Genomic DNA, 24988 nt, shown 5'->3' on the forward strand with positions numbered 1-24988 from the left:
GATGAAGACGATGAAATATAATAAGACAGAATTGGCGATTCAAAAGTTAATTGACGATGGGGTCGTTCCTGGCGTTAACTATGCATTTATCGATGAAGATGGGATTCAACGTCATCTGATTGGAAACAAGCAAATAGTTCCCAAAGAGGTGCCCTTAGACGATGGTCATTTGATTTATGATATGGCATCCTTGACCAAGGTTGTCGGAACCACGATGGTGATTTTAAAACTGGTTGAAGACGGTAAGCTATCACTAGAGGATTCAATCAGTGACTACTTGCCAGAATGGCAATATCCAGAGGTGACTGTGCGTAATCTAATTACTCACACTTCAGGAATTGAGGGATACATTCCACATCGTGATCAACTAGACCATGATGAACTAATTAAAGCTTTATTTGGATTGAAAGCGGGTGCTGGTTTAAACCACGAAATGCACTATGCTGATGTCAACTTTATCTTCTTAGGATTAATTGCTAAGCAGGTGACTGGCAAAGCCATTCAACCTCTAATTGAGGAATTGGTCTTAAAGCCATTACACATGGTCAACAGTTCGTTCCATCCTGATGCTAACAAGTGTGTGCCAACCACATACGATGAAGAGCACGGCTTGTTACAAGGCCATGTTCATGATCCAAAGGCACAAGTGTTAGGCGAGGACTGTGGTTCGGCCGGACTATTCAGTAATATGGATGACTTATTATTGTTTGTGGAATCCGTATTGAATCCGAACGACAATCCAGTTCTGAGTTCTGACACAGTTTGTGGCTTTTATACCGACCAGACTAAGCATGACTTAGGAAGAAGCTATGGCTTTGAAAGAATTAATTACAAGGGGATGCCGTTTATCTGGCAATCTGGTTTTACCGGAACCTTTATCGTGATTATCCCTGAAAAGAAACACGCTATGGTATTTCTATCAAACCGCATTCATCCGGTATCACCAAACGAATATTATATTGAACGTCGTAAACCTTTGATTGAAACCTATTTAAACGAAAACAAATAAAAAAGACGGATACTTAATGTATCCGTCTTTTTGTTTATTAATATGATTCTGAAACGTCAATCTTTTCTTGAGCAGAGAAGTCATCGTTAGGGTAACGACGTTTTAATGCCTTGATTAAGATGTGTTTTGCGATGATGTTGTTTCTAGCTAGGATAGGACCGTGGAAGTAAGTGCAATAAACGTTTTTGAAGATTGCACCTTCAGCTTGATCGGTACCATTGTTACCGTAACCTTGTTCAACGTCACCTAATGGACGTTCGCCATTTCCGGTGTAAGTAACACCTTGGTGGTTTTCGAAGCCGTGGTAAACTTCACCGGTTTCCTTGTTCTTAATCTTGATGTCACCGATGAAACGGTTGTCGTGTTGTTGTTCAGTGTAGTGGTCTAACACGCCGATACCAGGGATCTTGTTTCCTTCGGCATCAATATAGTACTTACCTAGAAGTTGGTAACCACCACAGATAGCTAACAAGCAACCATCTGAATCGATGAACTTTTTGATTTCATCTTTTTTAGTTTGAAAGTCTTTTGAAACAATGCTTTGCTCAAAATCTTGGCCACCACCGAATACGGCGATGTCATAGTCATCAGACTTGAAGTCTTCGTCTAAACTAACGACCTGTGATTCAACGTTGATGCCCATTTTCTTTCCATAGTATTTAAGAACTAAGATATTTCCTAAATCACCGTAGGTATTCATCAAATCACCGTATAGATGGGCAATGTGTAATGTATATTCTTTGGTCATTATTCCATACCTCCCTTAATATAACCTTTTTCTGCAAAGTCTTTTCTTAATTGAAGCATTGCAGTGTAGGTAGCTAGGATGTAAACCTTCTGAGTTGGTAGAGTAGGGATTTCTTCGACTACCTTTTCTAGGTTAGGTTGAACTTCATGTATGTTTTCATCCACACCGGCAACCTTAAATCTAAAGGTAATGTCCTTGTATCTTTCACCACCAGTGATGAACTTCTTGATTGGCATCTTAGTGAAGCGTTCAAATTCACCGTCCCAAATCCAACTAGTGTCAATTCCGTCAGCGTAGTTGGCGTTTAGTAGGCAGATTAGTGAGAAGTCATCTTTTTCCTTCGAAATGGTATCGATAACTTGGTTTAGGCCAACAGGGTTCTTAACCAATACTAATGTAGTTTCCTTACCATCGATGTCGATTAATTCTTGACGACCAAAGACACGTTCGTTGGCAGTAAATGCTTTAGCGATGTCCTTTGGATCAACGTCTAGGAAACGGCCAACTGAATAAGCAGCTAACGCATTGTAGATGTTATATATTCCACCAATTCCAATTGATAGGTCTTGGCCATCGACAGTGAAGTCAGATGAGTTAGGAGTTAATGCACCTAGCTTAGTTAATTCATGAGTTAGTTCTGGTCGTTTGAAACCACAGTGTTCACAGAAGTAGTTACCTAAGTTGGCGTAACTGATGTAGTGGTAGTGCAAGATGTTTTGACATACTGGGCATAAGACACCATCAGTATTTGGTTCAGCTTTGAAGTTATCTTTGTCATCATGATTCTTGAATCCGTAATAAATCTTTGGATTTGGTAAATCAACGGAGTTAAAGATTGGTGCATCACCATTGGCGATGATAGTAGCTTCTGGAGCTAGTTTGACACCATCAATAATCTTATTGTAGGTAGTGTAGATTTCACCATATCTATCCATTTGATCACGAAAGATGTTAGTGAAGACAAAGGCGATTGGTTTAACGTACTTAGTTAGTTTAATAACGTTTGCTTCATCGACTTCCAAGACAGCAAGTGGACGGTTGGTCTTGGGATTTTTAGCTTTTAGAAATGTAGTTACTAGACCTTGTTCCATGTTAGAACCAGATGGGTTAGTAACAACGTTTGGGTATTTTTGTTTTAGCACTTGAACAGTAAGTGCAGTGGTTAGGGTTTTTCCGTTAGTACCAGTAACCACAATAATGTCATAGTTTTGACCTAGATGTTTTAAAATCGCTGGATCAATTGCGGTGGTAATCTTTCCAGGAAGAGAACTTCCTCCGTTCATAAAGGTATGTAAAAACCAGTATGAAGACTTACCAGCAAAAGTCGCAAATTCGCTTCTTATAGACATTGCTTGTACTCCTTAATTAATTAATACACAAAATTTTATCATACTTTACTATTATAGACCGAATAATTGCATTATTTCAGTAAAATGATGTAAATTCTTTGGAACTGTCGAAATTAATTCATAAATCAGCTATAATAATAAATGAAAAAATACAGAAAGCGAGTTTAATCATGGCACAACTATATTATCGCTACGGGGCAATGAACAGTGGAAAGTCCATTGAAATCATCAAAGTTGCTCATAATTATGAAGAACAAGGTAAATCAGTCGTAATCATGACAAGTGCATTGGACACAAGGGAAGAAAGAGGTACTGTTGCATCCCGAGTAGGATTAAGCAGAGGTGCACATGTGATTGAAGCGGATTCTGATTGCTTTGAAATGGTCAAAGAAATTGACCCAGATGCTAGTTGTATCTTAATTGACGAAGCCCAATTCTTAACTAAGGCTCATGTCTTACAATTAGCAAAGATAGTCGATGATTTATCGATTCCAGTAATCGCATTTGGTCTAAAGAATGACTTCCAAAACAAGTTATTTGAAGGATCTGAAGCGTTATTGTTATATGCTGACAAGATTGAAGAAATGAAGACAATTTGTTGGTTCTGTGGTCGTAAAGCCACAATGAACCTTCGTTTCCATGACAATCAACCAGTATATGAAGGTGAACAAATTCAAGTAGGTGGAAACGAATCATACTACCCAGTATGTCGTAAGCATTATTTCAACCCACCTTTGGACGAAATGGGAAAGTGAGGAATAATTAATGGATGAAATATTTGAAAAGCTGCAATCAGTAGTTGATCGATACGATGAACTAAACGAATTGATCAGTGACCCAGAAGTTATAGCAGATACAAAACGTTTCATGGAACTATCTAAAGAAGAAGGTAGTTTAAGAGAAGTTGTTGCAGCTTATAACAAGTACAAGGACGTTGTCTCACAACTAGAAGACGACAAGGCCATGCTTGCTGAAAAGCTAGACGATGACATGAATGAAATGGTTAAGAGTGAAATTAGTGAATTAGAACCACAAAAGGCTGAACTTGAAGAACAAATCAAGATTATGCTGTTACCTAAGGATCCTAATGATGACAAGAACATTATCATGGAAATTCATGGTGCTGCTGGTGGGGATGAAGGTAGCTTGTTTGCTGCTGACTTATACAATATGTACATTCGTTATGCAGAAAGCCAAGGCTGGAAGACATCAATCATTGATGAAAGCGACACTGAAGTTGGTGGTTTTAAGGAAATTGCCATCATGATTCAAGGTGAAAATGTTTATTCTAAGTTGAAGTTTGAAAACGGTGCTCATCGTGTGCAACGTGTTCCTTCAACTGAATCAGCTGGTCGTATTCATACTTCTACTGCTACCGTTGGTGTTATGCCAGAGGCAGAAGATGTTGATATTGATATTGATCCAAAAGATATTAAGACTGATGTTTACCGTGCATCTGGTGCCGGTGGACAACATGTTAACAAAACTTCATCAGCTGTTAGAATGACCCACTTGCCAACAGGAATTGTTGTTGCTATGCAAGATGAACGTTCACAACAACAAAACCGTGCTAAGGCAATGCAAGTGTTGAAGTCACGTGTATACGATTATTACCAACAACAAGAAGAAGATAAGTATGACGCTGAAAGAAAATCAGCCGTGGGTACTGGTGATCGTTCAGAAAGAATTAGAACTTACAACTATCCTCAAAACCGTGTTACTGATCACCGTATTGGTTTGACAGTTAACAAGTTGGATAAGGTTATGAATGGTGACTTAGAAGATATCATTGACGCATTGATTCTATCTGACCAAACTGAAAAGTTGGAGCAACTAAAGAATGACTAATATGACTTATTTTGAAGCCCAGAAGAGGGCTTCTTTTCTTATCTCCGAAAAAAATTTAGATGAGGAGACCGCCAAGCTATTCTTAATGGAAATGTTTGGCTTCGATAATACCCACTTACTGTTGCATTATCGTGACGAAATGAAACAAGAAGACGTCAAAAGATACTTCGCTTGGATTGACCAATATCTAAATGGCCAACCGGCTCAATACATCATCGGTGAGACTGATTTTTATGGTAATCGTTTTAAAGTCGATGATAGAGTCCTAATTCCGCGCCCCGAAACAGAGGAATTAGTAGAGTGGCTATTGACCGATTTTGCTGATCAAAAAGACCTAAAAGTTCTCGACATGGGAACTGGAAGTGGTGCAATTGCCATTTCCATTAGCAAGGAACATCCAGACTGGCAGGTAGATGCTGCTGACATCTCTGCAAAAGCCTTACAGGTAGCCGGTTTGAACAATGAAATGAACAAAACGAATGTTAGGTTCATCGAGAGTGACCTGTTCAACGCAATAACCGAAGATTATGACGTAATTATTAGTAATCCACCGTATATTTCCGAAGATGAAATCAATTATATGGATGAAAGTGTCATAGAACACGAACCAAAAGAAGCGTTATTTGCAAAAAATAATGGCTTATTTATGTATCAAAAAATCGCAGATTATATTAAAATAAAGAAGGACGCTGTTCACGGCAGTTTATATCTTGAAATTGGATTTAAACAAACTGAAGCAGTAACCGAGATTTTTACCGAATCAATTCCAGGATGCGAAGTCACTAGTCGTAAAGACTTCTTTGGTAATCCAAGAATGATTCGAGTTAAGTATTAGGGGGGATGTATTTATATATGGACACAAAAATATATACTGCAGATGATTTAGCTGCAGCCGCTAAAGATATCGTCGATGGAAAGTTAGTTTCTTTCCCAACTGAAACGGTATACGGTTTAGGAGCAGATGCAACTAATGAAGATGCGGTTAAGCAAGTTTACGCGGCTAAAGGACGTCCAAGTGATAATCCTTTAATCGTCCATGTTGACGGCCCAGAAATGGTTGAAAGATACGCACAACCATTGTCTGATGAGGCAAAGAAGCTAATTAATACATTTTGGCCTGGACCATTAACTATTATTTTTAATTTGAAAGACAATGTATTATCTAAAACCGTTACCGGTGGATTAGATACTGCAGCATTTAGAAACCCTAACAATGATGTAACGTTATCATTGATTAGAGAAGCAGGGGTACCAATTGTTGGTCCATCTGCTAACACATCTGGGAAACCCAGTCCTACCTTGGCCAAGCATGTTTACCATGATTTAAAAGGGAAGATTGCTGGAATTCTAGATGACGGTGAATGCCAATATGGTGTTGAATCCACTGTCTTAGATATGTCGACTGATCAACCTGCCATTTTAAGACCAGGTGCTATTTCAGCTGAACAAATCGAAGAAATTATTAATAAACCAGTGCTAGATGAACGAGTACATCTATCTGATAGTCAAATTCCAAAGGCTCCAGGAATGAAGTACAAGCACTATGCACCATCAGCTCAAGTCTATATTGTCGATTCCACAAGCGACTTCAAAGAAGCAGCCAAGTGGGCAGCAAAACAAGATCATACTGTCGGAGTCATGGCAACTGATACTGTTTTAAACGATATCGATTGGCCTGATAATGTTGAAACATTTTCATTAGGAGATACCGTCTTATCAGCAAGTCATGCTTTATTTGCAGGACTAAGACATTTTGACAATGAAGAAGAAGTAAAATCAATCTTGACCCAAGGTTTTGCAAATCAAGGCATTGGTGAAGCATATATGAATAGATTGAACAAATCTGCTGGACAAAAACATTTTAATAAATAGTTACGTAACTTTTGAGGGGGCACTTCTGTCATGAAATACGATTACCAAAATGAAGACAAAGAATTATGGGATGTAATTAAGAATGAACAAACTCGTCAAGAAAACACAATTGAACTAATTGCGTCAGAAAACATTGCATCAAACGCTGTAATGGCTGCGCAAGGTTCTGTTTTAACTAACAAGTACGCCGAAGGATATCCTGGTAAGAGATACTACGGTGGTTGTGAATTTGTAGATAAATCAGAAACATTAGCGATTGAACGTGCTAAGAAGTTATTTGGGGCTGAATATGTTAATGTTCAACCACATTCAGGTTCACAAGCTAATCAAGCTGTGTACTCAGCATTTTTGAAGCCTGGAGATAAGATTTTAGGGATGGATTTAAATGCTGGTGGTCACTTAACCCACGGTGCTAAGGTAAACTTCTCAGGTAAGATTTACCAATCATTCTCATACGGCCTAGATCCAAAGACTGAACGTCTTAACTACGATGATATCTTAGAAATTGCTAAGGAAGTTCAACCACAAATTATTGTTGCTGGTGCTTCAGCTTACAGCCGTATCATCGACTGGAACAAGTTCAGAGAAATTGCCGACGAAGTTGGCGCATACTTAATGGTAGATATGGCCCACATTGCTGGACTAGTTGCTACCGGATTACATCCAAGTCCCATCGGAATTGCCGATGTCGTAACTACAACCACTCACAAGACTCTAAGAGGACCTCGTGGTGGAATGATTTTGTCTAACGAAAAATATGCTAAAAAGATTAATTCTGCAATGTTCCCAGGATCACAAGGTGGACCATTTGAACACGTGATTGCTGGGAAGGCTGCTTGTTTTTTTGAAGACTTGCAACCAGCATTTACAGAATACTCAAAACAAGTTATTAAAAATGCAGCTGCTATGGCTGACGAATTTAACAACAGTGATACTATCAAGGTGGTATCTGGTGGTACTGATAACCATTTGATGGTCTTAGACTTAACCAAGACTGAATTAAATGGGAAAGAAGCTCAAATCCTATTAGATTCACTTAAGATTACAACTAATAAGGAAGCAATTCCTGATGAGAAATTAAGTCCATTTGTTACAAGTGGATTAAGATTAGGAACTCCTGCGATTACTTCTAGAGGGTTCGATGAAAAAGATTCACGTAAAGTTGCAAAGATGATAACACGCGCAATCGAACATCATAACGACGAAAATATTCTAAATGAAGTAAAAGAAGAAGTATCCCAATTAACCCATTCACATCCAATTTTTGATTAAAGGAGATCAATCATGGGAAAATTTCAAGTAATGAATCATCCATTGATTCAACACAAGCTAACGATTATTAGAAACGAAAATTGCGGAACAAGAGAATTTCGTGAAGTTGTAAATGAAATTGCTTCGTTATTAGCTTTCGAAGTTTCTAGGGACATGCCACTAGAAGACGTTGATATAAAAACTCCACAAGGTATCGCACACGCAAAGCAACTATCAGGTAAGAAGGTGGCTGTTGTGCCAATTCTTCGTGCTGGTATCGGGATGGTAGACGGTATCTTGGACCTAATCCCAGCCGCTAAGGTGGGACACATCGGTATGTACCGTGATGAAGAAACTTTAGAACCACACGAATACTTTGTGAAATTACCAAGTGATATTGACAAACGTCAAATTTTTGTTGTTGATCCAATGCTTGCTACAGGTGGTTCCGCCATTATGGCAATTGATGCTTTAATCAAGCGTGGTGTCGACGAAAGTAATATTAAATTTGTGTGCTTGGTAGCTGCTCCCGAAGGTGTGGAAGCACTTCAAAAAGCCCATGGTGATGTAGATATCTATACGGCTGCATTAGATGATCATTTAGAAAACGGTTACATTGTACCTGGATTAGGTGATGCCGGAGATCGTCTATTTGGGACTAAATAAATAAAAATCCATCGTCTTTTTGCGATGGATTTTTTTATTTATTCATAACTTTATACTAAAAGTCCAAGATACATTTTTTACAATTTGTAAAGCACAAATTGTAATTTTTGTAAAAATTGTGTTAAATAACTATTTTATTTTGAAATGAAGCCTGAATGGTGGTACTATCTTATTGTATTTTGAAAGAGAAATACATCATCTTAAGAGTTAAAACTATCATTAATGTAATGTTAATGTTTAGTGTGCTTAGGTTGCGAAAAGGGGTGATAATCTGTGAATGATCCAATATCCACATTTAAGCTATTTGGGCTTACTTTCAATATTGGAAATATGGTTTCCGTTACGGTTGCAGCGGTTTTTGTATTCTTATTCGTATTCATTTGTTCTAGAAAACTACAAGTGATTCCGTCAGGAAAGCAAAACTTGCTAGAAATGATTGTTGATTTCACCAATGGAATTGTTAACACTTCTGTTGAAGGTGCTAAAGCAAAGGTATACGGCTTATTTGCTTTTGTACTATTCGTATTCATCTTCATTTCAAACCAAATGGGACTACTTTTCCAAATTGATTACAATGGGGTTGCTTATGTTAAAAGTCCAACGTCAGATCCAATCGTCACTTTGACATTGGCTGCTATCACGTTGGCATGGGCTCATTTCGCAGGAGTTTCAAAACTTGGATTCAAGGATTACTTCTCAAGTACATACTTGAAGCCATTTAAGTTATGGTTGCCATTGAATGTCTTCGAAGAGTTAGCTAACTTCTTAACTCTTGGTTTGCGTCTATATGGTAATATTTTCGCAGGTGAACTACTTCTTGGATTGCTATCTAAAATTGCACTTGGCTACGGTGTAATGGGATATGTCCCATCCGTACTTGTTGCAATGGTTTGGGAAGCATTCTCAATCTTTATCGGAAGTGTTCAAGCATTCGTATTTGTAACCTTAACATTCGTATACATTTCTCAAAAGATTCAACCTGAGGAATAATTTTATTTATTATAAGGAGGATTTACCATGGGTGTATTAGCTGCTGGTATTGCTATGGCTGGTGCCGCTATTGGTGCGGGTATCGGTGATGGTATCGTTATTTCTAAATTTATTGAAGGAATGGCTAGACAACCAGAAATGACTGGTCAATTAAGAACTAACATGTTTATCGGTGTTGGTTTGGTCGAAGCTCTACCTATTATTTCTTTAGTTCTATCATTCGTATACATGGCTAAATGATAATATAAAGGTAAAGTAATTCTTCTATTCTCAATTAAGGAGGTGTCAATAGATGCTTTCACATTCATTATTGCCAACTGTCGCTGTGACTGATGGTGGTGGATTGTATTACGGTAACATGATCTTTACAGCTCTTGTTTTCATCATTTTGATGATTCTTATCATGAAATTCGCATGGAAACCATTATCAGAAATGATGGAAAAACGTGCTAATAAGATTGCCGATGACATCAATTCTGCAGAAAAGTCACGTAAGGACGCTGAAGATTTAGCAAAGCAACGTGAAGACGCCTTGGCAAAATCTAGAGAAGATGCAACTGACATTATTAATAATGCTAAGCAATCTGCTCAAGTACAAAGTGACCAAATTATCACAACTGCAAGAAACGATGCTCAAAGTATCAAGACTTCTGCTCAAAAAGATATTGAACAAGAACGTAAAGATGCTTTAGCAAACACCAAAAATGATGTGGCTAATTTATCTATTGAAATTGCTTCTAAGATCATTCAAAAAGAATTAAAAGCTGACGATCAAAAGGCATTGATTGATTCTTATATTGAAGGGTTGGGGAAGCAAGATGCTAGATAAAATCACATTCGCAAAACGTTATTCAAAAGCACTTTATGAAGTGCTTGAAGAACAAAATCAAGTTGAATCCGGTTTGAGTGAATTGTTATCCATCAAACAAGTATTTGATGATAATTCATCACTAAGTCGAGTTTTAACTGATGTAAGCTTTCCAGAAGACAAAAAAGAAAGTTTAATCAAACCTTTGATTGACAATTCTGACGTCGAATATGTTAAGAACCTATTAAAAGTTTTACTAGGTTCTAACAAAATGGATGAATTTACTTTGATTGTGGAAGAATTTGAACATTCTTATAACGAAAAACATAAGATTGTTCATGCTGATGCACTATCTGTAGTTCCTCTATCCGACGAACAAAAGCAAAAACTTACAGACGTCTTCAAGGCGCGTGTAGGTGCCAACGAAGTTATCTTAAATAACAAAGTTGATCAAAGTTTAATCGGTGGTGTAATTCTAAAATCATCGAACGTTATTTTTGATGGAAGTGTTAAGACAAAAATTAACAACATTAAAAAGCTTCTATTGAGTTAATAACAATATCTATCAAAGAGGTGAAACTTTTATGAGCATTAATGCTGAAGAAATCAGTGCTCTAATCAAGCAACAATTATCCGGTTACAAGGATGACCTAGCTGTTGAAGAAACAGGGGTTGTTACCTATGTTGGTGACGGTGTTGCTCGTGCTCATGGTTTAGATAATGCGTTGTCTGGTGAGTTACTTGAATTCGAAAACGGAATCTATGGTATGGCTCAAAACCTTGAAAGTAACGATGTAGGTATTGTTGTTTTAGGTGACTGTACACATATTCGTGAAGGTGCAACTATTAAACGTACCGGTAAAATCATGGAAGTTCCTGTTGGAGAAGAAATGGTGGGTAGAACCATCAACTCATTAGGTCAACCAATTGATGGTAAGGGTGATATCAAGACTGAATCATCTCGTCCTATTGAAAAGAAAGCTCCAGGTATCATGGACAGACAAAGTGTTTCTGAACCATTACAAACTGGTATTAAATCAATCGATGCGTTAGTTCCAATTGGCCGTGGTCAACGTGAATTAATCATCGGTGATAGAAAAACAGGTAAAACTTCAATCGCTGTTGATACAATCTTGAACCAAAAGGATCAAGACATGATTTGTATCTACGTTGCGATTGGACAAAAGGACTCAACTGTCCGTTCACAAGTTGCTACTCTAGAAAAGTTTGGCGCAATGGATTACACAATTGTATTGTCAGCCGGTCCTTCTGAACCAGCTCCATTACTATACATTGCTCCATATGCTGGTGCAGCTATTGGTGAATACTTTATGAACCAAGGTAAGCACGTTTTAATCGTATATGATGATTTAACAAAGCAAGCTAACGCTTACCGTGAACTATCACTTATTCTTCGTAGACCTCCTGGTCGTGAAGCATATCCTGGTGATATCTTCTATACCCACTCACGTTTACTAGAACGTGCTGCTAAGTTATCAGACAAATTAGGTGGCGGTTCAATGACTGCTTTACCAATTGTTGAAACACAAGCAGGGGACGTTTCAGCTTACATTCCAACCAACGTTATTTCAATTACTGATGGTCAAATCTTCTTGAATTCAGATATGTTCTATTCAGGAACTCGTCCAGCCATTGATGCTGGTACTTCAGTTTCTCGTGTTGGTGGGGACGCTCAAATTAAAGCAATGAAACAAGTAGCAGGTACTTTGAGACTTGACCTAGCTTCATATCATGAACTACAAGCCTTTGCTCAATTCGGTTCAGACTTGGATGATGCAACTCAAGCTAAGTTGAACCGTGGTGCTCGTACAGAAGAAGTTCTAAAACAACCTCTTCACGCTCCACTACCTGTCGAAAAACAAGTACTTATTCTATTTAGTTTGACACATGGTTACCTAGACAGCATTGCTGTTGACGATATCCATCGTTACCAAACTGAATTATTCAACTTCTTCGACGCTTCACACCGTGACTTATTAGATACAATTGTAAACACTGGTAAGTTACCAGAAGGTGATGCTTTAGCAAATGCAGTTGATGAATTTACTAAATCATTCACACCAAGTAAGCAAGAAGAAACACAAAATAACTAGCTTGAAGGATGGTGAGAACTAATGGCTGAATCTATTAATGATGTTAAACATCGTATTGCATCAACCAGAAATACACGTCAAATTACTACTGCTATGCAAATGGTTTCAACTGCGAAGTTAAATCGTATTCAAAAGCATACCAGTAATTATGAGGAATATGTTTCTCGTGTTAAGGCTGTTGTAATGCATTTAGCTCAGTCTCATTTGTTAGACAAAATTAATTCCTCAAGTAATGCGTCTGACCACAAGTCTGGTAAGACAGCATACCTAGTTATTACATCTGATCGTGGAATGGTAGGAAGTTACAACAGTAATGTGATTAGAGAAACTAATAACTTTATTGAAGAACACACTCCAAATCCTGATGATTACATGATTTTAGCTGTAGGTGGAAATGGTGCTGACTTTTATAAGAACCGTAATGTAAACGTGGCTTATGAATATCGTGGCGTTTCTGATATTCCTACTTTCGCTGAAGTTAGAGAAATCGTTAAGACTGCAAACTCAATGTTTGAAGATGGTGTGTTTGACAAGTTATACGTTTGCTACACACACTTTGTTAACCGTATTTCTTCAACTTTTAGAGCTGAAAAAATGCTACCAATGGATAGCGAAGCATTTGAAGAAGAATCAAGCAAAGATATTAAGGCACATGATTTTAGTGCTGAATACGAAATTGAACCAGATGAATCAGCTGTGTTGAAGGTTGTATTACCCCAATACGCACAAAGTTTAGTATTTGGAGCAATCCTTGATGCTAAGACTTCAGAACATTCATCAAGTTCAACTGCTATGCAATCTGCTTCAGACAATGCATCAGATCTTATTTCTAGATTAGAACTACAATATAACCGTGCAAGACAAGCTGCTATTACTACCGAAATCACTGAAATTGTCGGTGGTCAAGAAGCTTTGAAGCACTAATATGACGGGAGGAATTAACGAAAATGAGTACTGGTAAGATTATTCAAGTTATTGGACCAGTCGTTGACGTTGAATTCCCAACGGACGTTGAATTACCTGACATCAACACCGCTCTTCGTGTACACAAAGACGATAACGAAACTTTAGTTACAGAAGTTACCCTTGAATTAGGTGACGGTGTTGTTAGAACTATCGCCATGGACGGAACTGACGGTTTACGCCGTGGAATGGAAGTTGAAAATACTAAAGCTCCTATTTCAGTTCCTGTTGGTGAAAACACTCTAGGTCGTGTATTTAACGTTCTTGGTGAACCAATTGATGGTGGTCCTGAATTTGGCGACGATACAGAACGTTGGCCAATTCATAGACAAGCTCCAAGTTACGATCAATTAAATCCATCTGCAGAAATTCTAGAAACCGGTATTAAAGTTATCGATTTACTAGCACCATACATTCGTGGTGGTAAGGTTGGATTGTTCGGTGGTGCCGGAGTTGGTAAAACTGTTTTAATTCAAGAATTAATTCATAATATTGCTCAAGGACATAACGGTATCTCAGTATTCACCGGTGTTGGTGAACGTACTCGTGAAGGTAACGATATGTACTTTGAAATGAAAGGTTCAGGTGTCTTGGACAAGACAGCCATGGTATATGGTCAAATGAACGAGCCACCTGGAGCACGTATGCGTGTTGCTTTAACTGGTTTGACTATTGCGGAATACTTCCGTGATGAAGTTGGTACCGATGTTCTATTATTCATCGATAACATCTTTAGATTTACTCAAGCTGGTACTGAAGTTTCCGCATTATTAGGTCGTATTCCATCAGCCGTAGGTTACCAACCTACATTGGCTACTGAAATGGGTCAATTGCAAGAACGTATCACTTCAACTAAGAATGGTGCGATTACTTCAATTCAAGCCGTTTACGTTCCTGCCGATGATTACACCGACCCTGCTCCTGCAACTACTTTCGCTCACTTGGATGCAACAACTAACTTGGAACGTTCATTAACTCAACAAGGTATCTATCCAGCCGTTGATCCATTGGCATCAACATCAGCTGCACTAGATCCATCAATTGTTGGTGAAGAACACTACAAGGTTGCAACTGAAGTGCAACAAGTATTGCAAAGATACCATGAACTTCAAGATATCATTTCTATCTTAGGTATGGATGAATTGTCTGACGAAGAAAAGACTATTGTTGGTCGTGCACGTCGTATTCAATTCTTCCTATCACAAAGCTTTAGTGTTGCTGAAACATTTACTGGTTTACCAGGTAAATATGTTCCAGTTGCCAAGACTGTTGAAAGTTTCAAAGCTATCCTAGATGGTAAATATGATGATCTTCCTGAAGATGCATTTAGAAACTGTGGACCTATTGAAGACGTAGTTGAAAATGCTAAAAAAATGAAGCAAAACAACTAAGGAGGGTTCTAATTGGCTGATAACAACTCAGTATTAACCGTTAGTATCGTTACTCCTGATGGTAAGGTATATGAACGTGAAGATGCTCGCTTGGTTATTGTTAGAACCAAGAGTGGTCAATTAGGAATTATGCCTAATCATGTTCCCGTAATAGCTTCATTGGAAGTTGACGAAGTAAAAGTAAAATCCGGTTCAGATGTAGATGAAATTGCTGTTAACGGTGGTTTCGTTGAATTTTCAAACAATAACTTAACTGTTATTGCTGATAGTGCCGAAAAGCAAGGGGATATCGACGTTGATCGTGCCGCTGCTGCGAGAGACCGTGCTCAAAAAGCATTGGAAATCGCTAGACAAAAGCATGATAACCAAGAAATCCTAAGAAACCAAGTTGCTTTGAGAAGAGCTATTAACCGAATTCATGTTGCTAAACATTAAGAAAGAGGTCTGCATTTTTTTGCAGACCTTTTTTTATACATAAATAAAAAACAAATTAATAAATACTTAGTAAAGATTAGAAAGACAAAAAGCTTTTTTTATGTTATAGTTGCTATAAAGAATGGAGATATTATGGAATCATCAAATATTAATTCTTTCTTAGATTTAGCTGTCCAATTATTTTTTATTGGATTAGCTTTTTGGAGTTTAAATGATATTCATCTAGAAAGATATGTCAAAATGCACATTAATCAGTACCGAATTTTAATAATTCTATTATCTATCTGTATTGGATATGTGTCGGGATCTTTCTTTATATGGATAATAAACATTACAATAAATCATTAAAATTGAAATTACTGGAGGGTTACCAGTGGATAAAATCGTGATTAAGGGAGGCCAACGCCTTACCGGTAACGTCCACATTGAAGGTGCAAAAAATGCTGTCCTACCAATAATGGCTGCTACTATTTTAGCCAGTGAAGGAAAAACAGTTTTAAACAACGTACCACTATTATCAGACGTATATACAATGGAAGAAGTTTTACGCTTCTTGAATTTAAAAGTTGACTTTAATACTAATGAGAATCAAATGAGTTTTGATGCTACCAACCAAATCTCATACGAAGCTCCATTAGAATATGTTTCAAAGATGAGAGCATCAATCGTAGTAATGGGTCCACTATTGGCCAGATTAGGTCATGCTAAGGTTGCATTGCCAGGTGGATGTGCAATTGGTTCGCGTCCAATTGATATTCACTTGAAAGGTTTTGAAGCACTAGGTGCCAAAATCGAACAACACGATGGATACGTTGAAGCTTTTGCTGAAGACGGTTTAAAGGGTGCCGAAATTTACATGGACTTCCCAAGTGTTGGTGCTACTCAAAATATTATGATGGCTGCCACATTAGCAGAAGGCCAAACCATCATCGAAAATGTTGCTCAAGAACCTGAAATCGTTGACTTAGCTAACATCTTAAATGCGATGGGTGCTAATGTTATGGGAGCAGGTACAAGCAAGATTAAGATTAAGGGTGTAAGTAAGTTACACGGTGTAGATCACAGTGTACTACAAGACCGTATTGAAGCAGGTACTTTTATGGTTGCTGCTGCTTTGACACGCGGTAACATTTTGATCGAAGATGCAGAAGCATCATACAATCAACCATTAATCGCTAAAATGCAAGAAATGGGTGTTACTGTTAAGGAAGAACCTAATGGAATCCGTGTGATTGGTCCAGACGAATTAAAGCCTGTTGACGTAAAGACACTCCCATATCCAGGTTTTCCAACAGATATGCAACCTCAAATGACTGTTTTACAATTAGCTGCTCAAGGTAGTAGTTTATTGACTGAAACAGTGTTTGAAAATCGTTTTATGCACTTGGATGAATTAGCTAGAATGAACGCCAAGTTTAGAATTAACGGTAAGAGTGTGGTCTTAAACGGACCAACTAAGTTTAGCGGAGCGGAAGTAGCTGCAACTGATTTGAGAGCTGCTGCAGCACTCGTTCTTGCTGGATTAGTTGCTGACGGCATTACAATCGTTAGAAACCTAAAATATTTAGATCGAGGATATTACGATTTTCATGTTAAGTTAGCTAAATTGGGTGCTGACATTAAGAGAGTTAACATGAAAGATGATGAAGAAATTTTCATTAGTAAAACTTCGCAAGAATAAAATTAATTATAGAGCGATATGATATAATATTTAATACATGAGTTAACTCAGGAGGAAGAGAGAAATGGTAAAAGATATCGGCATTGACTTAGGTACTGCTAATGTTTTGATTTACGTAACTGGGAAAGGAATCGTGCTAAACGAACCATCAGTAGTTGCGGTAGATATTAAAACAAACAAGTTGTTAGCAGTTGGTTCTGAAGCATACAGAATGGTTGGTAGAACACCAAGTAACATTCGTGCAATCAGACCACTAAAAGAAGGAGTTATTTCAGATTTTGATGTAACTGAAAAGATGCTTACATACTTTATCAATAAGTTAAGTGTTAAGGGCTTTATGTCAAAGCCTAAGACCATGATTTGTGCTCCAACAAACATTACTAACATCGAAAGAAAAGCAATTATCCAAGCTGCTGAAAAATCCGGTGGTGGTAAAGTTTACATCGAAGAAGAACCTAAAGTTGCTGCAATTGGTGCTGGAATGAACATTTTCCAACCAAAAGGAAACATGGTAATTGATATGGGTGGTGGAACATCTGACATTGCCGTGTTATCATTAGGTGATATCGTTGCAAGTAAGTCAATTCGTGTAGCTGGTGATGTAATGAACACAGATATTGTTTCTTACATAAAGGACAAACACGGATTGGTTATTGGAGAACATACTGCTGAAAAGATTAAGATTACCATCGGTACTGCAGACCCTAATGAAACTGATGTTAAGGAAATGGAAGTACGTGGTAGAGATGTTCTTGGTGGAATGCCTAGATCTATTACTTTAAACAGTAAGGAAGTTCAAAAGGCAATTGAAGATACAGTAAATCAAATCATTGATGCTGCTAAGGATGTCTTAGAAGTAGTTCCTCCTGAATTAGCTTCTGATATTGTGGATAGAGGAATTATTTTAACAGGTGGTGGTGCCTTATTAAGAGGAATCGACCATGCCATTTCAAAAGAATTAACTGTGCCAGTGTTAATTTCTGAAAGTCCTCTAGATAATGTTGCTAAGGGTGCAGGTGCATTACTTGAACATATCAACAAACAAGAAAGCAAAAAATAAAGATTAATATAAGAAAGTGATAACTGATGAGAAAGTTTCTGATAAAATTGGTGATGGGATATAAACGATTTATTTCACCACTATTACCGGCCTCTTGTCGTTATTATCCGACATGTTCTACTTATATGATCGATGCTGTCAGAAAGCACGGAGCATTATTAGGTTTTGTAATGGGGTGTGCACGGATTTTACGTTGTCATCCTTTTGTCAAAGGTGGTTATGATCCGGTTTCTGATCATTTTACTATTTTTAGAAATAAGAGGGCGTCGAAAGATTATCGACGTTCTATGAATTTAAAGTAGTCGATCAAATATTTGAATCGACTACTTTTATTTTTAGGAGGACAAAATGTCAAAGGGAAAGAAAAATATTGAAGTTACTTTAGATACAAAGAACGTGAACGGCGAAGAACGCGAAGTTCTTTTTGTTGGGAAGCAAGAAGTGGGCTTTATTCGTCAAGTTGATGAAGAAAAGTTTGAAGCTGTTTTTGATGAAGATAATGTATTTAAAGCCAAATCCTTAGACGAAGGAATCGAATTATTAATTAGCCAATACAACTTGCACAAGGGCTAAAATGATTTAGAGGTGATTTGCAGTGTTTAATAGTGACAATGATAGCAATTCTTCTCGATTAGATTGGACAATCATAATTTGTGTTGGCCTTTTAGCATTGATTGGTATTGGTGCAATTTATGTTGCCGTAAATCATGATTCTTATTCCGGAACAATCGTGAAGCAAATGATTACGCAGTTGGTATGGTATACAATCGGAACTGTATTAATCATAATCATCATGCAATTTGATTCTGAACAATTATGGAAAGTTGCACCAATTATTTACTGGGGAGCTTTAACGTTACTGGCATCGTTACTTGTTTTGTACAGTAGATATTACTTTATTCAAACAGGGGCCAAAAGTTGGTTCCAATTAGGTCCGTTGACTTTCCAACCGGCCGAAATTATGAAACCAGCGTTTGTGGTTATGTTGGCAAGAGTGATTGTTGAACATAACAGAAACTACGCTGTTCACACATTAAAAACAGATGCACTTTTATTGGGTAAGATGATCCTATGGACATTACCAATCTGTGTGTTATTAAAAATTGAAAATGATTTCGGTACAATGCTTGTTTTCTTCGCCATGCTTGGTGGATTAGTGATTGTATCTGGAATTACGTGGAGAATCATTGTTCCTGGAGTTGCTGCATTCGCAACAATTGGTGGGACTGCTTTAATTTTAGTTATCACTAGCGGTGGTAGAAAGATTTTGGAAGCATTAGGTTTTCAATCTTACCAATTTGATCGTGTTAATGACTGGTTGGACCCATCAAATCCTGAAAATCTAGCTGGATCGGGTTATCAACTATGGCAAAGTATTAAAGCCGTTGGTTCCGGTGGATTCGGTGGAACTGGTTTTAACGTATCTCACGTTTATGTTCCAGTTCGAGAATCCGATATGATTTTCTCAGTTATCGGTGAAAACTTTGGTTTCATCGGTGGTTTAGTTTTAATTGGTATCTACTTCGTTTTAATTTATCGAATGATTAAGGTTACTTTTGAGACTAAGAACGTCTACTACGCATACATTTCAACTGGAATTATCATGATGATTTTATTCCACGTATTTGAAAATATTGGTATGAGTATTGGACTATTGCCATTGACTGGTATTCCATTGCCATTCGTCAGTCAAGGTGGTTCTGCCTTGATTGGTAACATGATAGGGATTGGATTAGTCATGTCAATGCAGTATCATAATTATGGGTACATGTTCAGTGCTAGCCGTGACTTCTCATAGCTAATGAATTGACAAGTACATTAAATGATTGTATACTTTATTAAAATTTGATTATAAGATGAGTAAGTAATTAATGAATATCACAGAGAGCTCGGTTGGTGAAAAAGAGTTATTTGTAGTTACCGAATATGGTCTTGATAAATAATCAGTTAGCGAAATTTGGGATAAACTAACATCGTCTGGCAAACGTTATATTGCTGAAGTATTAAAGATACTTATGAGGCTATTGTCGTGAGGCAATGGTGAATAAAAGGTGGTAACACGAGCTTTTCGTCCTTTACTGTTAAATCAGTAGGTGCGGAGGGCTTTTTTTATTTGAAAGTGAGGAGAAACAGTTTGATTAGATTTAAGAATGTTAACAAGAAATACAAACTTGACAAAAGCATCCTAACAGCTGTTAAAGACGTTAACCTAGAAATTAACGACGGTGAAATCTTTGGTATTATTGGTTACTCTGGTGCCGGTAAATCAACACTTGTTAGAATGTTAGATGGACTAGAAGCCCCAACTTCTGGTTCCATCGAAATTAATGGTAAGGATATTGCGAAATTAAGTAGCAAGGAATTAAGATCACAACGTAAGAAGGTTGGTATGATTTTCCAACACTTTAACTTACTATGGTCTAGAACCATCCAACAAAACATCGAGTTACCACTAGAAATTGCCGGTGTTGATAAAGAACAACGTCATCAAAAGGCTGAAAAATTAATTGAATTAGTTGGTCTAAAGGGTCGTGAAAACGATTATCCTTCAGAATTATCTGGTGGACAAAAACAACGTGTTGGGATTGCCAGAGCATTGGCTAATGACCCAGAAATTCTTATTTCTGATGAAGCTACTAGTGCGCTAGATCCACAAACAACCGATGAAATTTTGGACTTATTACTAGAGATCAACAAGAAGTTAAACCTAACTATTCTTTTGATTACTCACGAAATGCATGCCATTAGAAAGACAGCTTCAAAAGTTGCTGTTATGCAAGATGGACAAGTTGTTGAAACTGGTGATGTTTACGACATTTTCCAAAACCCTCAACAAGACATCACTAAACGTTTCGTTAACGAAGATGACAATCCAAATGCTAAGGACTTGAGCATGACCGTTGACGAAATCATTAAGAACTATCCAAATGGTATGGTGATTAGGTTAACCTTCAAGGGTACTCAATCACAACAACCAGTTGTATCCCAAATGATTCGCGAATTTGATTCATTAGAATTAAACATCGTTGAAGGAAGTATTCATCAAACACAAGGTGGTTCAATCGGTTCACTAGTTCTACAACTACTAGGAACTCCTGAAGACCAAAACAAGGCTGTTGAATACTTGAAATCAGTAAACGTGGAAGCAGAGGTGATTAACCGTGGCTAATCAAGGAATTCAATCATACTTCCAATTCAATAACGTTAATTGGAGTGCAATGAGACAAGCAACATGGGAAACAGTTTGGATGACTGCATTATCAATGATTATTGTTGCTGTATTAGGAATTATTTTAGGACTATTATTATTTGAAAGCCGTAACAAGTCTGGTTTTGGCTGGAAGGTTATTAACTGGGTAGTATCTTTCTTAGTTAACGTATTCAGATCAATTCCATTCATTATCTTAATCGTATTACTATTACCCTTCACAAAGGATCTTGTAGGTACCATTATCGGACCTAAGGCCGCTATCCCATCACTAGTTATTTCAGCTGCTCCATTCTACGCAAGAATGGTTGAAGCTAACTTTAGAGAAGTTGATGATGGTGTAATTGAAGCCGTTAAATCAATGGGTGGTACTAACTGGGACGTTATCTTTAAGGTATTACTTCCAGAAAGTACACCAGCATTGATTTCCGGAGCAACTGTTACTGCCATTTCATTGATTTCATACACCGCAATGGCCGGTGCTATTGGTTCTGGTGGTCTAGGTTACCTAGCATACTTGGATGGTTTCCAATCAAATAACAACACTGTTACTTTAGTGGCAACCGTTATTATTTTAATTATTGTCCTAATCGTTCAAACAGTTGGAGACTTACTAGTTAAGAAAATCGATAAACGTACACTATAAGGGGGATATTAAAATGAAAAAGCTTTTATCCTTTGGTGGAATCGTTGTTTTATTCATCGTTTTACTATTACTAGGTCCTGGTAACTACAAGGCAAAGAACACAATTCGTATTGGGGCATCTAACATTCCTCATGCACAAATTCTTCGTCATATCGAACCAGAGCTTAGAAAAAAGGGCATTAAGTTAGACATCGTTACTTTCCAAGACTACGTGCTACCTAACCGTGCATTAGCCGGAAAACAATTGGATGCTAATTACTTCCAAACACCAGCATTCTTAGATCAATGGAATAAGGAATATGATGGCCATTTAGTAAACGTAGGGGCCGTTCACTTGGAACCAATTGGTATTTACTCCAAGAAGTACAAAAAGCTCTCAGACCTTAAAAATGGTGCTCACATCTTAGTAAGTAGTAATGCACCTGATTACGGTCGTATTCTTCAATTATTCCAACAAAATGGTTTAATTAAGATTAAGAAGGGTGTTAATATCACTCAAGCTAACTTCAGTGATATTGCTTATAATCCAAAACACTTGGTATTCCAAACTGGATACGAACCAAAGATTATGCCATTGATTTACAATAATGGTGAAGGTGATGCTGTGGCAATTAATTCTAATTACGCAGTTCAAGGTGGTTTACAACCAGATAAGCAATCAATTGCTTTACAAAAGCCTGAAAAGAACTCACCATACTTCAACATTGTTGCTGTTAGAAATGGTGATCAAAACAGAAAAGACATCAAGGAATTGGTTAAGGTATTACAATCTAAATCAACTCAAGAATGGATTAAAAAACATTACAAAGGTTCTGTGCTACCAGCTAAGAACTATTAATAAAAAAGCGTCTGAGACGCTTTTTTTTATTGACTTTTTTAAGATTTGACTTTATAGTTAGTTACATAAGTAATTAACCAAAGATAGGCGGTGAAAAAGATGCAATTTGACTTTAATAGTCCGGAGCCAATTTTTATTCAGGTTGCCACTCAACTAGAGGATGCAATCTTTACCGGTGCTTTCCAAGAAGGTGCGCAAGTACCATCTACGACAGAAATTTCAAAGCAATTTAAGATTAATCCAGCAACAGTTCTAAAGGGGATGAACATGTTGGTTGATAATGATTTGTTAGAAAAGCGTCGTGGACGTGGAACCTTTGTGAAGCAAGGGGCTCAAGAGATAATTATTAAGCGAAGACAGGAACATTTCTATAATGATTACATTTTGAATCTAATCAATGAATCAAAGAAATTGCATCTATCTGAAGACGATATTTTAACACTAGTGAAGAGAGGATACGACAATGAGCAAGATCGAAGTTAAACATTTAGCTAAACGTTTCAAGTTTGCAAATAAACCTCTATTAAATGAAGTTAATTTCAATTTAGAAGAAAACGAAATTTATGGATTGTTCGGTGAAAACGGAGCAGGAAAATCAACGCTAATGAGTATGATTGCTGACTACAATCGTCCATCAGCAGGACAAGTCCTTTTTGATGGACAAGAAGTCCATGAAAATGATGAAGCACTAAGCGAAATTTACTTCATGAACCAAGATGATATGTACACTAAAAAGGATAAGGTTTCTCAAATCTTTTCTTTTGTTGAATCAATGTATCAAGACTATGATGTGGACCTGCAAGCAAAGCTAGTTAAGGAATTTAAATTAGATATTAACCAAAAGCTTAACAAGTTGTCTACCGGTTACCAATCAATTGTTAAAATCATCATTTCACTATGTGTTCCTTGTAAGTTTATCTTGTTGGATGAACCAACGTTAGGTTTGGATGCCAGAAATCGTGAAATATTCCAAAGTAACTTGATTGAAACATACAGTGAAAATCCAAGAACATTTGTGATTTCCACTCATATTATTGATGAAATTGACCGTATTATCAGTCATGTACTATTACTTCAATACGGAATAATTAAGATGAACGGAAGCATTGATGAAGTATCATCAAAATCATACAGTGTTTCAGGACCAGCAGAAGATGTTAACAGCTACGTCGATGGTGTTAAGGTATTGGATGAAGAACAATTAGGTCGTTACAAGACCGTTCACTTTATGGATCAACTTCCTGATAGAGAGGTTCCAGCATCCGTTGATATTGAAAAAATGAAACTACAAAAACTACTAGTATATATTATGGATAGGGGGAAACTATAGTGAAGACAAAAGCACTCGCAAAGCAATATTGCCACGATTTTATTCCGTACATATGGTATGGAATAATCGTTTCTGTTGTTTATATCTTATTCGGACTTTTATCAGTAGTAGATGGTCAACCACCTATTGAATATCAATTTAAAGAAAATTTTTTCCTGTCTCCTTATATCATTACGATTGTTACAATGATTGGAATTAGTTTCAACTACAGACGATTTAAGTTGGCAATTCAAAGTGGAGTTTCGCGTAAGACATTTTGGAAAGCTAAGATGTTTTTTATCGCTAAAGCAACGCTTATCGTTAATGTAGTTAACGTGATTATTAGCTTCATAAACATGAAGCTAGGCCCTAGTGAAACTTACTTGTACTATCAAGCATATGGAAAAGCGTTTAGTAATGTGTTTGTTCAATCAATTTCAATGTTTATTACAGACTATGTGGTATTGCTATTCATATTCGTTGCGATGAACACCTTTGGAACGATGACATCTTTAATGAATAAGATTGGTAAATCAATCTTTTACTCCATTGGGGTAGTTTGCTATATGTTTGTTACTAACTTATTAACTCAATATAGCTCACAAAGACTAATCAGCAGATTTTATGCTCACATCAATGGGGATGCAATCTTTAACTTTATTTTTTCTATTGACGCCAAGGTTCCTAGACCATATGCATTAATTGGATTCATGATCATTTTGACTATTATTGCAGCATTATTTAATTTATTATTCACCAAATTAGAACAAGTAAAAAGATAAAAAAGAATTCTTTAATCTAT

General features: G+C 37.1%; 29 protein-coding genes. 27 read left to right on the forward strand and 2 right to left on the reverse strand.

Annotated features, from left to right (window positions below; translation table 11 throughout):
* The first annotated feature begins 10 nt into the window (after positions 1-10).
* A complete protein-coding gene (locus RZ79_RS02330; protein ID WP_054449815.1) occupies positions 11-1009 on the forward strand; it encodes a serine hydrolase domain-containing protein in 999 nt (332 codons plus the stop codon).
* A 37-nt stretch (positions 1010-1046) separates the two neighbouring features.
* On the opposite strand, the gene RZ79_RS02335 is transcribed toward RZ79_RS02330, so the two are convergent.
* Both RZ79_RS02335 and RZ79_RS02340 read right to left on the reverse strand, forming a co-directional pair.
* Positions 1047-1757 carry a type 1 glutamine amidotransferase gene (locus tag RZ79_RS02335; RefSeq protein WP_034532051.1) on the reverse strand — a complete coding sequence of 237 codons (711 nt, stop codon included), beginning with the start codon at positions 1755-1757 and terminating at the stop codon, positions 1047-1049.
* Positions 1757-3106 carry a Mur ligase family protein gene (locus tag RZ79_RS02340; RefSeq protein WP_054449816.1) on the reverse strand — a complete coding sequence of 450 codons (1350 nt, stop codon included), beginning with the start codon at positions 3104-3106 and terminating at the stop codon, positions 1757-1759. Before RZ79_RS02340 ends, RZ79_RS02335 begins: the two co-directional genes overlap by 1 nt.
* A gap of 170 nt (positions 3107-3276) precedes the next feature.
* Here RZ79_RS02340 and RZ79_RS02345 point away from each other — a divergent pair, with 170 nt between their 5' ends.
* The 26 genes from RZ79_RS02345 to RZ79_RS02460 all read left to right on the forward strand — a co-directional run bounded on the left by RZ79_RS02345 (position 3277) and on the right by RZ79_RS02460 (position 24968).
* Entirely contained in the window at positions 3277-3861 is a 585-nt protein-coding gene (locus RZ79_RS02345; RefSeq protein WP_080997433.1) for a thymidine kinase, read from the forward strand.
* 10 nt (positions 3862-3871) lie between these two features.
* On the forward strand, positions 3872-4954 hold the full coding sequence (gene prfA, locus RZ79_RS02350; protein ID WP_054449817.1) for a peptide chain release factor 1: 1083 nt from the start codon (positions 3872-3874) through the stop codon (positions 4952-4954).
* Positions 4947-5789 carry a peptide chain release factor N(5)-glutamine methyltransferase gene (gene prmC, locus RZ79_RS02355; protein ID WP_054449818.1) on the forward strand — a complete coding sequence of 281 codons (843 nt, stop codon included), beginning with the start codon at positions 4947-4949 and terminating at the stop codon, positions 5787-5789. The genes prfA and prmC overlap by 8 nt, the downstream gene beginning before the upstream one ends.
* A gap of 17 nt (positions 5790-5806) precedes the next feature.
* Positions 5807-6826: an L-threonylcarbamoyladenylate synthase gene (locus RZ79_RS02360; RefSeq protein WP_054449819.1), complete on the forward strand. Its 1020-nt coding sequence runs from the start codon at positions 5807-5809 to the stop codon at positions 6824-6826.
* 30 nt (positions 6827-6856) lie between these two features.
* A complete protein-coding gene (gene glyA, locus RZ79_RS02365; protein ID WP_054449820.1) occupies positions 6857-8098 on the forward strand; it encodes a serine hydroxymethyltransferase in 1242 nt (413 codons plus the stop codon).
* Between the two features lie 12 nt (positions 8099-8110).
* Entirely contained in the window at positions 8111-8743 is a 633-nt protein-coding gene (upp, locus tag RZ79_RS02370; RefSeq protein ID WP_054449821.1) for a uracil phosphoribosyltransferase, read from the forward strand.
* Positions 8744-9073: 330 nt separating this feature from the next.
* A complete protein-coding gene (gene atpB, locus RZ79_RS02375; protein ID WP_053795999.1) occupies positions 9074-9733 on the forward strand; it encodes a F0F1 ATP synthase subunit A in 660 nt (219 codons plus the stop codon).
* A 27-nt stretch (positions 9734-9760) separates the two neighbouring features.
* Positions 9761-9973, forward strand: a complete 213-nt coding sequence (atpE, locus tag RZ79_RS02380; RefSeq protein WP_041152751.1) for a F0F1 ATP synthase subunit C — start codon at positions 9761-9763, stop codon at positions 9971-9973.
* A gap of 52 nt (positions 9974-10025) precedes the next feature.
* Entirely contained in the window at positions 10026-10562 is a 537-nt protein-coding gene (gene atpF / locus RZ79_RS02385) for a F0F1 ATP synthase subunit B (RefSeq protein WP_053791629.1), read from the forward strand.
* Positions 10552-11094, forward strand: coding sequence for an ATP synthase F1 subunit delta (gene atpH / locus RZ79_RS02390; RefSeq protein ID WP_054449822.1), 543 nt, complete (start codon positions 10552-10554; stop codon positions 11092-11094). Before atpF ends, atpH begins: the two co-directional genes overlap by 11 nt.
* Positions 11095-11125: 31 nt before the next feature.
* Positions 11126-12655: a F0F1 ATP synthase subunit alpha gene (gene atpA, locus RZ79_RS02395; RefSeq protein ID WP_034532072.1), complete on the forward strand. Its 1530-nt coding sequence runs from the start codon at positions 11126-11128 to the stop codon at positions 12653-12655.
* A 21-nt stretch (positions 12656-12676) separates the two neighbouring features.
* On the forward strand, positions 12677-13579 hold the full coding sequence (locus tag RZ79_RS02400) for a F0F1 ATP synthase subunit gamma (RefSeq protein ID WP_034532074.1): 903 nt from the start codon (positions 12677-12679) through the stop codon (positions 13577-13579).
* A 23-nt stretch (positions 13580-13602) separates the two neighbouring features.
* Positions 13603-15009 carry a F0F1 ATP synthase subunit beta gene (gene atpD / locus RZ79_RS02405; RefSeq protein ID WP_054449823.1) on the forward strand — a complete coding sequence of 469 codons (1407 nt, stop codon included), beginning with the start codon at positions 13603-13605 and terminating at the stop codon, positions 15007-15009.
* A 12-nt stretch (positions 15010-15021) separates the two neighbouring features.
* The gene (locus RZ79_RS02410) at positions 15022-15444 is read left to right on the forward strand and encodes a F0F1 ATP synthase subunit epsilon (RefSeq protein WP_034532079.1); all 423 of its coding nucleotides are present in this window, start codon (positions 15022-15024) and stop codon (positions 15442-15444) included.
* Positions 15445-15576: 132 nt separating this feature from the next.
* Positions 15577-15792, forward strand: coding sequence for a DUF1146 family protein (locus tag RZ79_RS07145; protein WP_034532207.1), 216 nt, complete (start codon positions 15577-15579; stop codon positions 15790-15792).
* 25 nt (positions 15793-15817) lie between these two features.
* The gene (gene murA / locus RZ79_RS02415; RefSeq protein ID WP_054449824.1) at positions 15818-17125 is read left to right on the forward strand and encodes a UDP-N-acetylglucosamine 1-carboxyvinyltransferase; all 1308 of its coding nucleotides are present in this window, start codon (positions 15818-15820) and stop codon (positions 17123-17125) included.
* A 64-nt stretch (positions 17126-17189) separates the two neighbouring features.
* A complete protein-coding gene (gene mreB, locus RZ79_RS02420) occupies positions 17190-18185 on the forward strand; it encodes a rod shape-determining protein (RefSeq protein WP_054449825.1) in 996 nt (331 codons plus the stop codon).
* A 26-nt stretch (positions 18186-18211) separates the two neighbouring features.
* The gene (yidD, locus tag RZ79_RS07150) at positions 18212-18487 is read left to right on the forward strand and encodes a membrane protein insertion efficiency factor YidD (protein WP_080768519.1); all 276 of its coding nucleotides are present in this window, start codon (positions 18212-18214) and stop codon (positions 18485-18487) included.
* A 46-nt stretch (positions 18488-18533) separates the two neighbouring features.
* Positions 18534-18758, forward strand: a complete 225-nt coding sequence (locus RZ79_RS02425; RefSeq protein WP_034532084.1) for a DUF2969 domain-containing protein — start codon at positions 18534-18536, stop codon at positions 18756-18758.
* A gap of 22 nt (positions 18759-18780) precedes the next feature.
* Positions 18781-19983, forward strand: coding sequence for an FtsW/RodA/SpoVE family cell cycle protein (locus RZ79_RS02430; protein WP_034532086.1), 1203 nt, complete (start codon positions 18781-18783; stop codon positions 19981-19983).
* Between the two features lie 336 nt (positions 19984-20319).
* Entirely contained in the window at positions 20320-21354 is a 1035-nt protein-coding gene (locus tag RZ79_RS02435) for a methionine ABC transporter ATP-binding protein (RefSeq protein WP_054449826.1), read from the forward strand.
* Between the two features lie 49 nt (positions 21355-21403).
* Complete coding sequence (locus RZ79_RS02440) at positions 21404-22039, forward strand: methionine ABC transporter permease (protein ID WP_155443279.1); 636 nt, start codon at positions 21404-21406, stop codon at positions 22037-22039.
* A gap of 13 nt (positions 22040-22052) precedes the next feature.
* Positions 22053-22877 carry a MetQ/NlpA family ABC transporter substrate-binding protein gene (locus tag RZ79_RS02445; protein WP_034532091.1) on the forward strand — a complete coding sequence of 275 codons (825 nt, stop codon included), beginning with the start codon at positions 22053-22055 and terminating at the stop codon, positions 22875-22877.
* A gap of 99 nt (positions 22878-22976) precedes the next feature.
* Positions 22977-23360: a GntR family transcriptional regulator gene (locus RZ79_RS02450; RefSeq protein WP_034532092.1), complete on the forward strand. Its 384-nt coding sequence runs from the start codon at positions 22977-22979 to the stop codon at positions 23358-23360.
* Positions 23341-24207 carry an ATP-binding cassette domain-containing protein gene (locus tag RZ79_RS02455; protein WP_054449827.1) on the forward strand — a complete coding sequence of 289 codons (867 nt, stop codon included), beginning with the start codon at positions 23341-23343 and terminating at the stop codon, positions 24205-24207. The genes RZ79_RS02450 and RZ79_RS02455 overlap by 20 nt, the downstream gene beginning before the upstream one ends.
* On the forward strand, positions 24207-24968 hold the full coding sequence (locus tag RZ79_RS02460; RefSeq protein WP_054449828.1) for a hypothetical protein: 762 nt from the start codon (positions 24207-24209) through the stop codon (positions 24966-24968). The genes RZ79_RS02455 and RZ79_RS02460 overlap by 1 nt, the downstream gene beginning before the upstream one ends.
* Positions 24969-24988: the final 20 nt, after the last annotated feature.

Origin of the sequence: Apilactobacillus kunkeei DSM 12361 = ATCC 700308 (genome assembly GCF_001281265.1) — a bacterium.
GTDB classification, from domain to species: domain Bacteria; phylum Bacillota; class Bacilli; order Lactobacillales; family Lactobacillaceae; genus Apilactobacillus; species Apilactobacillus kunkeei.